This window comes from Streptomyces sp. WMMB 714 (assembly GCF_900090125.1).
Taxonomy (GTDB): domain Bacteria; phylum Actinomycetota; class Actinomycetes; order Streptomycetales; family Streptomycetaceae; genus Streptomyces; species Streptomyces daqingensis.
In genome coordinates this window covers 66273-79760 of the sequence record NZ_FMHJ01000019.1, presented here as the reverse complement: position 1 = coordinate 79760, position 13488 = coordinate 66273, and the positions used below count along the sequence as shown (strand labels likewise).

Here is a 13488-nt window from a genome sequence, read left to right as displayed (position 1 = left end):
AGTACTCCACCTCGCGGTCGACCTGGTCGGCACCCCAGCCGAGGACGCCCGCCATCAGCTCCGCGCACTCGCGCGCGCTGCGCGTCCCCCTGTCGAACGTCTCGATGGAGATGCGGGTGCGGCGGGTCAGCACGTCGTCGATGTGCCGTGCGCCCTCGTGCGAGCAGGCGTAGACGATCTCCGCCTTGAGGTAGTCGTCGGCAGACGGCAGCGGCTCGCCCAGCTTGGGGTCGTCCGCGATGAGCGCGAACAGTTCCTCCGTCAGCGCGCCGTAGCGGTTCAGAAGGTGCTCGACGCGTGCCACGTGCAGCCCGGTGCGTGAGGCGAGGCGTGCACGCGCGTTCCAGAGCGCGTGGTAGCCCTCCGCGCCGACGAGCGGGACCTCTTCGGTCACGCAGTCCGCGACCCGGTGGTCCAGCCCGTGCACGGCTTCGTCCACGGCGTCCTTGGCCATGACCCGGTACGTCGTGTATTTGCCGCCCGCGACGACCACCATGCCCGGCACGGGGTGGGCGACGGTGTGCTCCCGCGAGAGTTTGCTCGTCGCCTCCGACTCGCCGGCCAGGAGCGGACGCAGCCCCGCGTACACGCCCTCGACGTCGTTGCGCCCGAGGGGCACCGCCAGCACCGAGTTGACGTGGTCGAGCAGGTAGTCGATGTCGGCGCTGGAGGCCGCGGGGTGCCGTTTGTCGAGGTCCCAGCCGGTGTCGGTGGTGCCGATGATCCAGTGCCGGCCCCAGGGGATGACGAAGAGGACGCTCTTCTCGGTGCGCAGGATCAGCCCGCTCTGCGAGTGGATGCGGTCCTTCGGTACGACGAGGTGGATGCCCTTGGACGCACGCACGTGGAACATGCCGCGCTCGGCGATCAGGCTCTGTGTGTCGTCTGTCCACACGCCTGTGGAGTTGACGATCTGACGGGCCCGCACCTCGTACTCGCCGCCCTGCTCCAGGTCCTCGATCCGCGCGCCGACGACGCGTTCGCCTTCGCGCAGGAAGCCGACGACCCTCGCGCGGTTCGCGGTGTGCGCCCCGTACGCGGCGGCCGTGCGTACGACCGTGGCGACGTAGCGCGCGTCGTCGACCTGCGCGTCGTAGTACTGCAGGGCGCCCACGAGCGCGTCCTTGCGCAGCGCGGGCGCCACCCGCAGCGCGTGCCGGCGCGAGAGGTGCCGGTGCGTGGGCAGCCCGCGCCCGTGCCCCGACGAGACGGACATCGCGTCGTACATGGCGACGCCCGCCCCGGCATAGAGGCGCTCCCAGCCCTTGTGCTGCAGCGGGTAGAGGAACGGAACGGGCTTCACCAGATGCGGTGCGATGCGCTGCAGCAGCAGTCCGCGCTCCTTCAGCGCCTCGCGCACGAGGGCGAAGTCCAGCATCTCCAGGTAGCGCAGACCGCCGTGGATCAGCTTGCTGGAGCGGCTGGACGTGCCGGACGCCCAGTCGTTCGCCTCGACGATCCCCGTGGACAGGCCACGTGTGACGGCGTCCAGCGCCGTGCCCGCCCCGACGATCCCGCCCCCGATGACGAGCACGTCCAGCTCGCGTTCAGACATCTGTGCCAGCGCTTGCGCGCGCTGTTCCGGTCCCAGTGTCGCCGTCCTCACCGCTGCCTCCTGTGGGTCGTGCGTCGCCCGTCCGTGGTGATGTCAGAACGTAGGCAGTGTTCCCATGTCGATGGTCCTCCAAGTCCATGACTTCGGCGGTGCCGCGCCGCATCCCTCAGCGGGTAATCCCAGATATCCGTCATATTGCCGATTAACTTGCTATAGCGCCGCGCAGTGCCCGCAGGCGCCGCCTACAGCCATCTCCGGGGCCTTCCTCGGAAGGGCCGCCCACGAGGCCGGAGCAATGGAGCGAGGGGAGCAAGGGAGAGGATGTCTGCCGCGAAACCCGCAGATCTCGCCGTCCTCGGACTGGGCCATTCGGGTCTTCCCGTGGCACAGGCCGCCGTCGCCGCAGGCGTCGCCACCCTCGGCTACGACCCGGACGAGCGCACGGTCGCCGACCTCAACGCGGCCCGTCCTCCCGCGGACGGCACCCTCACCGCCGCCGACCTGCGCCGCATGATCGCGCGCGGCTTCCGCGCCACGACCGACCCCGCCGTCCTCAGCCGCGTCCGCACCGCGCTGATCTGCGTGCCCACGTCGCTGGGCCCCGACCGCGCGCTGAATCTGACGGCCGTGCGTACTGCCGCTCACACGCTCGCCTCCCGGTTGCGTCGCCGCACGACGGTGGTACTCGAGTCGGCGGTGTACCCGGGCAGTACGGAGGAAATCCTCCGCCCGCTGCTCGAAGAGGGTTCGGGCCTGCAGGCGGGACGTGATTTCCATCTCGCCTACTCCCCCTCCCGCACCGACCCGGGCAGCCGCCACTACGGGTACGCCAACACCCCGAAGGTCATCGGCGGCCTGACCCCGGCCTGCACGGAAGCGGCAGCCGCCTTCTACGGGCGCCTCGCCGACAAGGTCGTACGCGCCCGAGGACCCCGCGAGGCAGAGGCGGCGCAGCTGCTGGAGACGAACTTCCGCCAGGTCAACATCGCCCTCGTCAACGAGATGGCGGTCTTCTGCCACGACATCGGCGTCGACCTGTGGGACGTCATCAGGTGCGCGGAGACGAAGCCGTTCGGCTTCCAGGCGTTCCGCCCCGGCCCGGGAGTCGGCGGCCACAGCGTCTCGATCGACCCCAACTACCTTGCCTACCGCAGCCGTTCGCTCGGCTATCCGCTGCGCATGGTCGAACTGGCGCAGGAGGTCAACGCCCGCATGCCGCGCTACGTCTGCCAGCGGGCCGCCGCACTGCTCAACGAGCACGGCAAGTCGGCGCGCGGCGCCCGCGTACTGCTGCTCGGCGTCACGTACAAGCCCGACCTCCCCGACCAGGAGGGCGCGCCCGCCCGGGAGGTCGCTCTCCTGCTCAAGCAGCTCGGCGCACAGGTGAGTTACCACGATCCGTACGTCATGCAGTGGCAGGTCGCGGACCAGCCGGTGCCCCGCGCGGACTCGCTGTACGAGACAGCGGCGCAGGCCGATCTGACGGTCCTGCTCCAGCACCACAGCACGTACGACCTGCAGGGGCTGGCCTCGAAAGCCCAACTGCTGTTCGACACACGGGGCGCGAGCCCCACAGGCGCGGCGCACCGGCTGTGAACGCCGGACGGCAGGCGGCCGTCAGCGCGTGACGGTGACCTCGACGCGCTGGAACTCCTTCAGCTCCGAGTAGCCCGTCGTCGCCATCGCGCGCCGCAGCGCGCCGAAGAAGTTCATCGACCCGTCCGGGGTGTGCGACGGCCCGAGCAGGATCTCCTCCGTCGTGCCGACCGCGCCGAGGTTCATGCGCTTCCCCCGCGGCACGTCCTCGTGCACCGCCTCCATGCCCCAGTGGTGGCCGTGCCCGGGGGCGTCGGTCGCCCGCGCCAGCGGCGAGCCGATCATCACGGCGTCCGAGCCGCAGGCCACCGCCTTGGGCAGGTCCCCGGACCAGCCGACGCCGCCGTCCGCGATGACGTGGACGTACCGGCCGCCCGACTCGTCCAGGTAGTCACGGCGCGCGGCCGCGACGTCCGCCACGGCGGTCGCCATCGGCACCTGGATGCCGAGCACGTTCCGCGTGGTGTGCGCGGCACCGCCGCCGAAGCCGACGAGCACGCCCGCGGCGCCCGTGCGCATCAGGTGCAGCGCCGCCGTGTAGGTGGCGCAGCCGCCGACGATGACGGGCACGTCGAGCTCGTAGATGAACTGCTTGAGGTTGAGGGGCTCCGCCGCGGAGGAGACGTGCTCCGCGGAGACCGTCGTGCCGCGGATGACGAAGATGTCGACGCCGGCGTCGACAACGGCCTTCGAGAACTGGGCGGTTCGCTGCGGGGAGAGCGCCGCGGCCGTCACCACACCCGCCGCACGCACCTCCCTGATCCGCTCGCCGATCAGCTCTTCCTTGACCGGCTCCGCGTAGATCTCCTGCATCCTGCGGTTCGCCGTGCGCTCGTCCAGCTCCGCGATCTCCGCGAGCATCGGCTCCGGGTCCTCGTAACGGGTCCACAGGCCTTCGAGGTTGAGGACACCGAGGCCGCCGAGTTCGCCGATGCGGATCGCGGTGGCGGGTGAGACGACCGAGTCCATCGGAGCTGCCAGGAAAGGCAGTTCGAAGCGGTAGGCATCGATCTGCCAGGCGATCGAGACCTCCTTCGGGTCGCGCGTGCGGCGGCTCGGCACCACGGCGATGTCGTCGAAGGCGTACGCCCGCCGTCCGCGCTTGCCGCGCCCGATCTCGATCTCAGTCACCTGTGAAGCCCTTCTCGCCCTGCGCTCCGGTTTGCGCTCCGGTCTGCCGTCCCAGTATCACCGACCGGCGCGCGGCACCGGCCGGGAGGGGCGGGGCTCAGCGCCGTGAGTAGTTCGGCGCCTCGGTCGTCATCTGCACGTCGTGCGGGTGGCTCTCCTTCAGGCCCGCCGAGGTGATGCGTACGAACTGCCCGCGCGCCTTGAGTTCCGGGACGCTGCGTCCGCCCACGTAGAACATCGACTGCTTGAGCCCGCCGACCAGTTGGTGCACGACCGCTCCCAGCGGGCCCCGGTAGGGAACCTGCCCCTCGACGCCTTCGGGGATGAGCTTGTCGTCCCCGCTGACCTCTTCCTGGAAGTAGCGGTCCTTGGAGTACGACTTGGTCTCGCCCCGCGACTGCATGGCGCCCAGCGACCCCATGCCCCGGTAGGACTTGAACTGCTTGCCGTTGATGAACAGCAGCTCGCCCGGGGACTCCTCGCAGCCCGCCAGCAGGGAACCGAGCATCACGGTGTCGGCGCCGGCCACCAGGGCCTTGGCGATGTCGCCGCTGTACTGCAGGCCGCCGTCGCCGATGACGGGGACGCCGGCCTCCTTCGCCGCGAGCGACGCCTCGTAGATCGCCGTGACCTGCGGAACGCCGATACCGGCCACGACGCGCGTCGTACAGATCGAACCGGGCCCGACACCGACCTTGATCCCGTCGACCCCCGCGTCGATGAGCGTCCGCGCGCCTTCACGGGTGGCGACGTTGCCGCCGACGACGTCGACCGACGAGTTCGACTTGATCTTGGCGACCATGTCGCCGACGAGCCTCGAGTGACCGTGAGCCGTGTCGACGACGACGAAGTCCACGCCCGCCTCGATGAGCGCCTGCGCCCGCTCGTACGCGTCGCCGGCCACGCCCACCGCCGCACCGACGACGAGCCTGCCCTCACCGTCCTTGGCCGCCTGCGGATACTGCTCGGCCTTCACGAAGTCCTTGACGGTGATGAGGCCCTTGATGACGCCCGCGTCGTCGACGAGCGGGAGCTTCTCGATCTTGTGCCGGCGCAGCAGCTCCATCGCCTCGTTGCGGGAGATGCCGACCTTGCCCGTGACCAGCGGCATGGGCGTCATGACCTCGCGCACCTGACGCTCGCGGTCGGCCTCGAAGGCCATGTCGCGGTTGGTGACGATGCCGAGCAGCTTCCCCGCCGCGTCCGTCACCGGCACGCCGCTGATGCGGAAGCGGCCGCACAGCACGTCCGCGTCGCCCAGCGTCGCGTCCGGACGGATCGTGATCGGGTCGGTGACCATGCCGGACTCGGAGCGCTTGACCCGGTCCACCTGCGCGGCCTGGTCCTCCACGGAGAGGTTGCGGTGGAGAACGCCGACGCCGCCCTGCCGGGCCATGGCGATGGCCATCCGCGCCTCGGTCACCTTGTCCATCGCCGCCGAGAGCAGCGGCACGTTCACCTTGACGTTGCGCGAGACGTACGAGGCGGTGTCGATCTCACCGGGAGCCATGTCGGACTCGCCGGGCAGCAGCAGCACGTCGTCGTAGGTCAGCCCGAGCATCGCGAATTTGGCAGGCACTCCGGCCTCGGCTCCGACTCCGTCGTTCGCTGTCATGACACCTTTCCCATGCTTGCCCAGGCTGAACGTCCATGCTAAACGGCCCGGGACTACTGCTCTGCCAGAGCCCTCAGCCTGCTCAGCGCCCTGTGCTGCGCGACGCGGACGGCGCCCGGCGACATCCCGAGCATCTCCCCGGTCTCCTCCGCGGTGAGGCCGACGGCCACCCGGAGCAGTACCAGTTCGCGCTGGTGCTGGGGCAGGTTGGCGAGCAGCTTCTTGGCCCAGGCGGCGTCGCTGCTCAGCAGGGCGCGCTCCTCGGGGCCCAGTGAGTCGTCCGGCTGCTCCGGCATCTCGTCCGAGGGCACTGCCGTGCTGCCCGGGCCGCGCATCGCCGCACGCTGAAGGTCGGCGACCTTGTGCTGGGCGATGGCGACGACGAAGGCCTCGAAGGGCTTGCCCGTGTCGCGGTAGCGCGGCAGCGCGCAGAGCACGGCGATGCAGACCTCCTGTGCGAGGTCGTCCACGAAGTGGCGAGCGTCGCCCGGAAGCCTGGTCAGCCGCCTCCGGCAGTACCGCAGGGCGAGTGGATGCACCCGGGCGAGGAGGTCGTGCGTGGCCTGCTCGTCGCCTTCGGCCGCACGCCGTACGAGTGCACTCACGACTGCGGTGTCGTCGTGCCCGTCGTCGCGCATCGGTCCATGGTGCACCGGCGCCACGGATTCAGTCGTACCGCGTCCGTAGTTGTGCACCGAAGCGTTATGAGCAGGGGCAGTGGCCCTCATCTCCCGCGCCCTCCCCTCACGCCTGACCCGCCGGTCCCGAGGAACTCCATACTCCAAGCATGCGGCACTCGCGAGATTACCGAACCGCGTACGCCGCCCCGCCCTCCCCCTGAGGGCGGCCCATGACTCGGGTGTCGCGGAGTTCTCCCAGGCGGGGACGGGCGGGCAGTTGGCGAACGTGAGTTATCGAACGAGTCCCCAGCGGAACCCGAGGGCCACCGCGTGAGCGCGGTCCGAGGCACCGAGCTTCTTGAAGAGCCGGCGGGCGTGCGTCTTGACGGTGTCCTCCGAGAGGAACAGCTCACGGCCGATCTCCGCGTTGGAGCGTCCGTGGCTCATGCCTTCCAGCACCTGGATCTCACGCGCCGTGAGCGTCGGGGCGGCGCCCATCTCGGCCGAGCGCAGCCGCCGCGGCGCCAGGCGCCAGGTCGGGTCCGCCAGGGCCTGCGTGACCGTGGCCCTCAACTCGGCGCGCGATGCGTCCTTGTGCAGGTACCCGCGGGCGCCCGCCGCCACCGCCAGGGCCACCCCGTCGAGGTCCTCGGCCACGGTCAGCATGATGATGCGGGCACCGGGGTCGGCGGACAGCAGCCGCCGGACGGTCTCGACTCCGCCAAGGCCGGGCATGCGCACGTCCATGAGGATGAGGTCGGACCGGTCGGCGCCCCAGCGGCGGAGGACTTCCTCGCCGTTGGCCGCCGTCGTCACGCGCTCGACACCGGGCACGGTCGCGACCGCGCGGCGGAGCGCCTCCCGGGCAAGCGGGGAATCGTCACAGACGAGGACGGATGTCATGAACGCCCTCCGCAGCTGATGCGCGTCACCTTGAGCCTCCAGGCTGTTACGAATCGTCACCTGTGCGGTCGGCGCTCCACGGACGTCAGTACCTGAGTCCGGCTTCGCCAACCGCCTCTCCGCACACTCAACGACGGTCACCCGAAAGAGTTACGGGCTTCGGCCACCGCCATCAGCACTCTACGTGATCAGCCGTACACAGTTCACCCGCATCGCGCTGAGGGGTTTCCCCGAGTGGCGTCTTTTACCTTTTGACCTATTTAGCACTACTTAGATCTGCTTCTCGCTTTCTTTCGGCTAGGTTCGCAATGAGTCATATTTGTCTATGAATGGATGGAGCGAGCCGAGCCTCAGTACGCCGTCGAGAGGAAGCGCAATGGCAGACTTCTCCCGCCTCCCCGGCCCCAACGCCGACCTGTGGGACTGGCAGCTCCTGGCCGCGTGCCGCGGCGTCGACAGTTCGCTCTTCTTCCACCCGGAGGGAGAACGGGGCGCAGCCCGCAGCGCGCGTGAGGCTTCCGCGAAGGAGGTCTGCATGCGGTGCCCCGTCCGTTCGGAGTGCGCCGCCCACGCCCTGGCGGTGCGCGAGCCGTACGGCGTGTGGGGCGGGCTGACCGAGGACGAGCGCGAGGAGCTGATGGGCCGGGCCCGCAGCCGGCTCGTAGCCGTGCCCGACAGGAGCTGACGCCCAGCGGCCGCCCCGAGAAGAAACGTTTGCACCTGGCCGCTCGCCTGCCACCGCCGCCGCCGCAGCTGACGCTCCGAGGCCGTCCCCCGCCGCACACTCCGCTCCCCCGGCCGGCCTCTTGCTCCGCCCGCCGCTTCCGCCGTTCCGGCCGGCGTCTCGCTCCATCCCCCGAATGCAGCAGAGGACCGTGCTCGATGCGGACCGGGCCCTTGCCCGGGTCCTCTCGTGTGCGGTGTGCCGGCCCCGTAGCGTGAGCTCCATGGAGCTTCTGTCGGTCAACGTCGCAAAGCCGTACCCGGTCCCGTACACCGATGCTCCCGAAGGCGTCACCGGGATCGACAAACGTCCCGTGGACGGGCGGGTGCATGTCAGCGCACCGGGGCCCAAGGGCGTCGGAGGCAGCGCGCTCGCGGGCGACACCATCGGAGACCCCCGTCACCACGGCGGCAGCGACCAGGCCCTCTACGCCTTCGCACGCGAGGACCTCGACGGGTGGGGAGCCGAGCTGGGCCGCGAGTTCACCCACGGCTTCTTCGGCGAGAACCTCACCACACGCGGCGTCGACGTCAACGGGGCCCTCATCGGCGAGCGCTGGCGCATCGGCCCCGACGTCGTGGTGGAGGCGAACGCGGCGCGCATCCCGTGCCGTACGTTCGCGAGCTGGCTCGGCGAGCGCGGCTGGGTGAAGCGCTTCACGGAGAGGGCCGCGCCGGGGGCGTACCTGCGCGTGATCGAACCCGGTCGGATCGGCGCGGGGGACGAGATCCGCGTCGAGTACCGCCCCGACCACGAGGTGACGGTGGCCTTCCTCTTCCGCGCGCTCACCCTGGAGCCGGAGCTGCTGCCGCGGCTGCTGGCGGCCGGCGACGCGCTCCACCCCGAGGCCCGGCAGACGGCCCTGCGGCGTACGGCGCGCTGAGCGGGGGCTACCGTGCCCGCATGACGACTGCGTTGATCACTGGGGCGACGGCCGGGCTCGGCGCCGCGTTCGCCCGTCGGCTCGCACGCGACGGCCACGATCTTGTGCTGGTCGCGCGCGACGAGGAACGGCTGCGCGAACAGGCCGCCGCGATGCACGACCGGTACGGCGTGAACGCGTCGGTGGCGGTCGCCGACCTCTCGACGGAAGAGGGCATCTCCACCGTCGAGGAGCGGCTCACCGAGCAGGACCGGCCCGTCGATCTCCTCGTCAACAACGCGGGGTTCGCCAACAGGGACACCTTCCTGAAGGTCTCCGTCGAGGACGAGTTGACGATGCTGAAGGTGCACTGCGAGGCCGTGCTGCGGCTGACCTCGGCGGCTGCCGGGAGCATGCGTGCCAGGGGCCGGGGCGGTGTGGTGAACGTCGCCTCGCTCGCGGCCTTCGTACCGCGCGGGACGTACGGGGCGAGCAAGGCGTGGGTGGTGCAGTTCACGCAGGGCGTGGCGAAGGACCTGGCCGGTTCGGGCGTGCGGCTGATGGCGCTGTGCCCCGGCTTCGTGCGTACGGAGTTCCACAAGCGGGCCGGCATGGACGCCGGCGCCGTCCCCGGATGGATGTGGCTGGATGCCGACAAGGTGGCCGGCGCGGCGGTCAGGGACCTGGCCCGCGGCCGCACCCTCTCCATCCCCGGCGTCCGGTACAAGGTGCTGATGGGGGCGGCCAACCTGTTGCCGCGCGGCGTGCTCGCCCGTGCGTCCTCCAGCACGGGCCGCCGCTACGCACCGCGCTGAACAGAGCGCCCGGGGGCGTGCGGTGGCCGCGCCGCCCCGGGCGCACGCGAAGAGGCCCGGCGCCCCGGTTTCCCGGAGTGCCGGGCCTCTCGGCTCCCGGAGGGAGCGGGGCACGGACGGACGTCAGTGCGAGTGACCGTGGCCGTGGCCGTGGCCGCCCGCGGACTCCTCCTCGTCGGCCGGCTTCTCGATGACCAGCGTCTCGGTCGTCAGCAGCAGCGACGCGATCGAGGCGGCGTTCTCCAGCGCGGAGCGGGTGACCTTGACCGGGTCGATGACGCCGGCCTTGATCAGGTCGCCGTACTCGCCGGTCGCCGCGTTGAAGCCCTGGTTGCGGTCGAGGTCGGAGACCTTCGAGGTGATGACGTAGCCCTCGAGGCCCGCGTTCTCCGCGATCCAGCGCAGCGGCTCGACGACGGCGCGGCGGACGACGGCGACACCGGTGGCCTCGTCGTCAGCCTTGCCGAGCGAGCCCTCCAGCACCTTGGCGGAGTGCACGAGGCTGGCGCCACCACCTGCGACGATGCCCTCCTCGACCGCGGCGCGGGTCGCGGAGATGGCGTCCTCCAGACGGTGCTTCTTCTCCTTGAGCTCAACCTCGGTGGCGGCACCGACACGGATGACGCAGACGCCGCCGGCCAGCTTGGCCAGACGCTCCTGCAGCTTCTCGCGGTCCCAGTCCGAGTCCGTGACCTCGATCTCGCTCTTGATCTGAGCGACGCGGCCCTGCACGTCCTCGCTCTTGCCGGCACCGTCGACGATCGTCGTGTCGTCCTTGGTGACGGTGACGCGGCGGGCCGAGCCGAGCACGTCGAGACCGGCCTGGTCGAGCTTGAGGCCGACCTCCTCGGCGATCACGGTGGCGCCGGTGAGCGTCGCCATGTCGCCGAGCATCGCCTTGCGGCGGTCGCCGAAGCCGGGCGCCTTGACGGCGACGGCGTTGAACGTGCCGCGGATCTTGTTCACGACGAGGGTGGAGAGCGCCTCGCCCTCGACGTCCTCGGCGATGATCAACAGCGGCTTCGAGCTGCCGGCCTGCATGATCTTCTCAAGCAGCGGCAGCAGGTCCTGGATGGAGCTGATCTTGCCCTGGTGGATCAGGATGTACGGGTCGTCGAGGACGGCCTCCATACGCTCCTGGTCGCTCACCATGTACGGCGAGAGGTAGCCCTTGTCGAAGGCCATGCCCTCGGTGAAGTCGAGCTCCAGGCCGAAGGTCTGGGACTCCTCGACGGTGATGACGCCGTCCTTGCCGACCTTGTCCATCGCCTCGGCGATCAGCTCGCCGACCTGCTTGTCCTGGGCGGACAGGGCCGCGACGGAGGCGATGTCCTCCTTGGAGTCGATCGGGCGGGCGTTGGCGACCAGGTCGTCGGAGACGGCCTTGACCGCGGCGTCGATGCCCTTCTTCAGGGCGGCGGGGGAGGCGCCGGCGGCCACGTTGCGCAGGCCCTCGCGGACCAGTGCCTGGGCGAGCACGGTGGCGGTGGTGGTGCCGTCACCCGCGATGTCGTTGGTCTTGGTCGCCACCTCCTTCACCAGCTGCGCGCCGAGGTTCTCGTAGCCGTCCTCGACCTCGACCTCGCGGGCGATGGTGACGCCGTCGTTGGTGATGGTCGGGGCGCCGAACTTCTTGTCGATGACGACGTTGCGGCCCTTGGGGCCGATGGTGACCTTGACGGTGTCGGCGAGTGCGTTCACGCCCCGCTCGAGGGCGCGGCGGGCGTCCTCGTCGAACTTAAGAATCTTCGCCATGGGAGCTGTTGAGTCCTCTCGAACGAACCGCGCCCCGGACCCCCGGTACATCTCGTGATGCGGGAGGGACCGGGGCGCGGATCAGAAGTGTCTTCCGGCTTCGGTGACTTACTTCTCGACGATCGCGAGAACGTCGCGAGCCGAGAGGACGAGGTACTCCTCGCCGCTGTACTTCACCTCAGTGCCGCCGTACTTGCTGTAGAGCACGATGTCGCCGACGTTCACGTCGAGCGGCAGGCGGTCGCCATTCTCGAAGCGGCCCGGGCCGACAGCCAGGACCGTGCCCTCCTGGGGCTTCTCCTTGGCGGTGTCCGGAATGACCAGGCCCGAGGCCGTGGTCTCTTCAGCGTCGAGCGGCTGGACCACAATGCGGTCCTCAAGCGGCTTGATGGCAACCTTGCTGGCGGTCGTCACGATCCGACCTCCCCCTTCGGAGATCTCATCACGGGGTCTTATGTCTGGGGTGGCGAGTCGGTCGATCCGTCGTCGCGGGTGCCGGATCTTCCTGTCGCTCATAGCTGGCACTCACCCAGGGAGAGTGCCAGCGCCGACATTATGCCGCGGTTAGCACTCCGTCAACCAGAGTGCCAGGCGCCCGCGATCCGCGTGGCGCGGCGAGGCCCTCCCCGCCGACCGCGGAAGGGCGGCGGGGAGGGAGAATGAGCACGTGGATCGGGAGGCGTTCGCCGCGCTGCAGGGCGACGAAGGACAGGCGCTGCTCGCGTCGTTGGAGGACTACCGGCCGGAGGACGAACTGGCCGTCGCGACCCGGCTGCGGCGCGGCCACCCGCCGGAGCTCGTCTCGGCCGCGCTCGCACAGGCGCGGCTGCGGCAGCGGGCCGTGGCGAAGTTCGGCGCGCGGGACGCGGCGCGGATGTACTTCACTCCCGACGGTCTCGAACAGTCGACGCGCGCCGCTGTCGCCGAGTACAGGGCGGCGCGTTTCGCCGGGGGCGACGGGGAGCCGGGGGTGCGCGAACTGGCCGATCTGTGCTGCGGGATCGGTGGCGACGCCATCGCACTGGCGCGGGCCGGCGTGCGGGTGCTCGCCGTGGACCGCGACCCGCTGACCTGCGACGTGGCACGGGCGAACGCCGCCGCTCTGGGCCTGGCGGACCGTATAGAGGTCCGCTGCCAGGACGTCGGGGACGCCGACATCTCGGGCATGGACGCCGTGTTCGCCGATCCGGCCCGCCGGGGCGGGAGGGGCCGCATCTTCGACCCCGAGGCATACTCCCCTCCGCTGTCGTGGGCGGTGGAGGTGGCCGGGCGCGTCTCGCGCGCAGCGCTGAAGGTGGCGCCCGGCATCCCCCACGAGGCGGTCCCGCACGACGCGTCGGCGGAGTGGATCTCCGTCGGGGGCGAGGTGAAGGAGGCGGTGCTCTGGTTCGGGGAGATCCCCGATTCCGGCACCGGCAGCGCGACGGAGACACCACCCGTACGGGCGACGCTGCTGCCCGGCCCGCACACCCTCTCCTCGCGCGGGCTGCCGGATCCGCCCGCGGGGCCGATGGGCCGGTACCTCTACGAGCCCGACGGCGCGGTCGTCCGCGCCCACCTCGTGGCCGAGGCCGCCGAACAGCTCGGGGGCCACCTCATCGATCCGACGATCGCCTACGTGACCGGCGACGAAGCACACGTCTCGCCGTACGCGACCGGGTACGAGATCACCGACGTCCTGCCGTTCAACCTGAAGCGGCTCCGAGCCGTGCTGCGCGACCGGGGCGTCGGGACGGCCACCATCAAGAAGCGCGGCTCCGCCGTCGACCCTGCCGAACTGCGCAAGAAGCTCCGGCTGGAGGGGCCGGGCTCGTGCACCGTCTTCCTGACGCGCGTCGCGGGGGCGCCCACGATGCTGCTGGGGCATCCGCTGCGGTCCGGGCCGGCTGCCTGAACACGCTTCCGCGTCGAC

The 13488-nt window shown here is 70.6% G+C and carries 12 protein-coding genes; 5 read left to right on the top strand and 7 right to left on the bottom strand.

All coding sequences use genetic code 11. The features are described from left to right. Positions 1-1606, bottom strand: a 1606-nt coding sequence (locus tag H181DRAFT_RS27095; protein ID WP_045867079.1) for a glycerol-3-phosphate dehydrogenase/oxidase, incomplete at its 3' end; no start/stop codon positions are given. A gap of 270 nt (positions 1607-1876) precedes the next feature. On the opposite strand from H181DRAFT_RS27095, the gene H181DRAFT_RS27090 reads away from it, so the two are divergent. After that, complete coding sequence (locus H181DRAFT_RS27090; RefSeq protein ID WP_045867078.1) at positions 1877-3151, top strand: nucleotide sugar dehydrogenase; 1275 nt, start codon at positions 1877-1879, stop codon at positions 3149-3151. 21 nt (positions 3152-3172) lie between these two features. Here H181DRAFT_RS27090 and H181DRAFT_RS27085 read toward each other — a convergent pair whose 3' ends face one another. From H181DRAFT_RS27085 to H181DRAFT_RS27070, 4 genes are all read right to left on the bottom strand, one after another. Next, positions 3173-4282: a GuaB3 family IMP dehydrogenase-related protein gene (locus tag H181DRAFT_RS27085; RefSeq protein WP_045867077.1), complete on the bottom strand. Its 1110-nt coding sequence runs from the start codon at positions 4280-4282 to the stop codon at positions 3173-3175. Positions 4283-4379: 97 nt separating this feature from the next. Continuing rightward, positions 4380-5897, bottom strand: a complete 1518-nt coding sequence (guaB, locus tag H181DRAFT_RS27080; protein WP_045867076.1) for an IMP dehydrogenase — start codon at positions 5895-5897, stop codon at positions 4380-4382. Between the two features lie 53 nt (positions 5898-5950). Further along, positions 5951-6535, bottom strand: a complete 585-nt coding sequence (locus tag H181DRAFT_RS27075) for a sigma-70 family RNA polymerase sigma factor (protein ID WP_045867075.1) — start codon at positions 6533-6535, stop codon at positions 5951-5953. A gap of 273 nt (positions 6536-6808) precedes the next feature. Beyond that, positions 6809-7420 carry a response regulator transcription factor gene (locus H181DRAFT_RS27070; RefSeq protein WP_003948568.1) on the bottom strand — a complete coding sequence of 204 codons (612 nt, stop codon included), beginning with the start codon at positions 7418-7420 and terminating at the stop codon, positions 6809-6811. A gap of 376 nt (positions 7421-7796) precedes the next feature. Here H181DRAFT_RS27070 and H181DRAFT_RS27065 point away from each other — a divergent pair, with 376 nt between their 5' ends. From H181DRAFT_RS27065 to H181DRAFT_RS27055, 3 genes are all read left to right on the top strand, one after another. Then, a complete protein-coding gene (locus H181DRAFT_RS27065; protein WP_045867074.1) occupies positions 7797-8105 on the top strand; it encodes a WhiB family transcriptional regulator in 309 nt (102 codons plus the stop codon). A gap of 262 nt (positions 8106-8367) precedes the next feature. Continuing rightward, positions 8368-9027 carry an MOSC domain-containing protein gene (locus H181DRAFT_RS27060; protein ID WP_045867073.1) on the top strand — a complete coding sequence of 220 codons (660 nt, stop codon included), beginning with the start codon at positions 8368-8370 and terminating at the stop codon, positions 9025-9027. A gap of 20 nt (positions 9028-9047) precedes the next feature. Continuing rightward, the gene (locus H181DRAFT_RS27055) at positions 9048-9821 is read left to right on the top strand and encodes an SDR family NAD(P)-dependent oxidoreductase (RefSeq protein ID WP_045867072.1); all 774 of its coding nucleotides are present in this window, start codon (positions 9048-9050) and stop codon (positions 9819-9821) included. 123 nt (positions 9822-9944) lie between these two features. Here the strand turns inward: H181DRAFT_RS27055 and groL are convergent, their stop codons facing one another. Beyond that, positions 9945-11576 carry a chaperonin GroEL gene (gene groL, locus H181DRAFT_RS27050; RefSeq protein ID WP_045867071.1) on the bottom strand — a complete coding sequence of 544 codons (1632 nt, stop codon included), beginning with the start codon at positions 11574-11576 and terminating at the stop codon, positions 9945-9947. A gap of 108 nt (positions 11577-11684) precedes the next feature. Next, positions 11685-11993: a co-chaperone GroES gene (gene groES, locus H181DRAFT_RS27045; RefSeq protein WP_028431119.1), complete on the bottom strand. Its 309-nt coding sequence runs from the start codon at positions 11991-11993 to the stop codon at positions 11685-11687. A 250-nt stretch (positions 11994-12243) separates the two neighbouring features. Here groES and H181DRAFT_RS27040 point away from each other — a divergent pair, with 250 nt between their 5' ends. After that, the gene (locus H181DRAFT_RS27040) at positions 12244-13470 is read left to right on the top strand and encodes a class I SAM-dependent methyltransferase (RefSeq protein WP_045867070.1); all 1227 of its coding nucleotides are present in this window, start codon (positions 12244-12246) and stop codon (positions 13468-13470) included. Positions 13471-13488 lie beyond the last annotated feature (18 nt).

Coding starts and splice junctions, on each gene's coding strand:
- H181DRAFT_RS27090 (WP_045867078.1), top strand. CDS start 1,877: ATGTCTGCCGCGAAACCCGCAGATCTCGCCGTCCTCGGACTGGGCCAT.
- guaB (WP_045867076.1), bottom strand. CDS start 5,897: ATGACAGCGAACGACGGAGTCGGAGCCGAGGCCGGAGTGCCTGCCAAA.
- groL (WP_045867071.1), bottom strand. CDS start 11,576: ATGGCGAAGATTCTTAAGTTCGACGAGGACGCCCGCCGCGCCCTCGAG.
- H181DRAFT_RS27065 (WP_045867074.1), top strand. CDS start 7,797: ATGGCAGACTTCTCCCGCCTCCCCGGCCCCAACGCCGACCTGTGGGAC.
- H181DRAFT_RS27060 (WP_045867073.1), top strand. CDS start 8,368: ATGGAGCTTCTGTCGGTCAACGTCGCAAAGCCGTACCCGGTCCCGTAC.
- H181DRAFT_RS27070 (WP_003948568.1), bottom strand. CDS start 7,420: ATGACATCCGTCCTCGTCTGTGACGATTCCCCGCTTGCCCGGGAGGCG.
- H181DRAFT_RS27075 (WP_045867075.1), bottom strand. CDS start 6,535: ATGCGCGACGACGGGCACGACGACACCGCAGTCGTGAGTGCACTCGTA.
- H181DRAFT_RS27055 (WP_045867072.1), top strand. CDS start 9,048: ATGACGACTGCGTTGATCACTGGGGCGACGGCCGGGCTCGGCGCCGCG.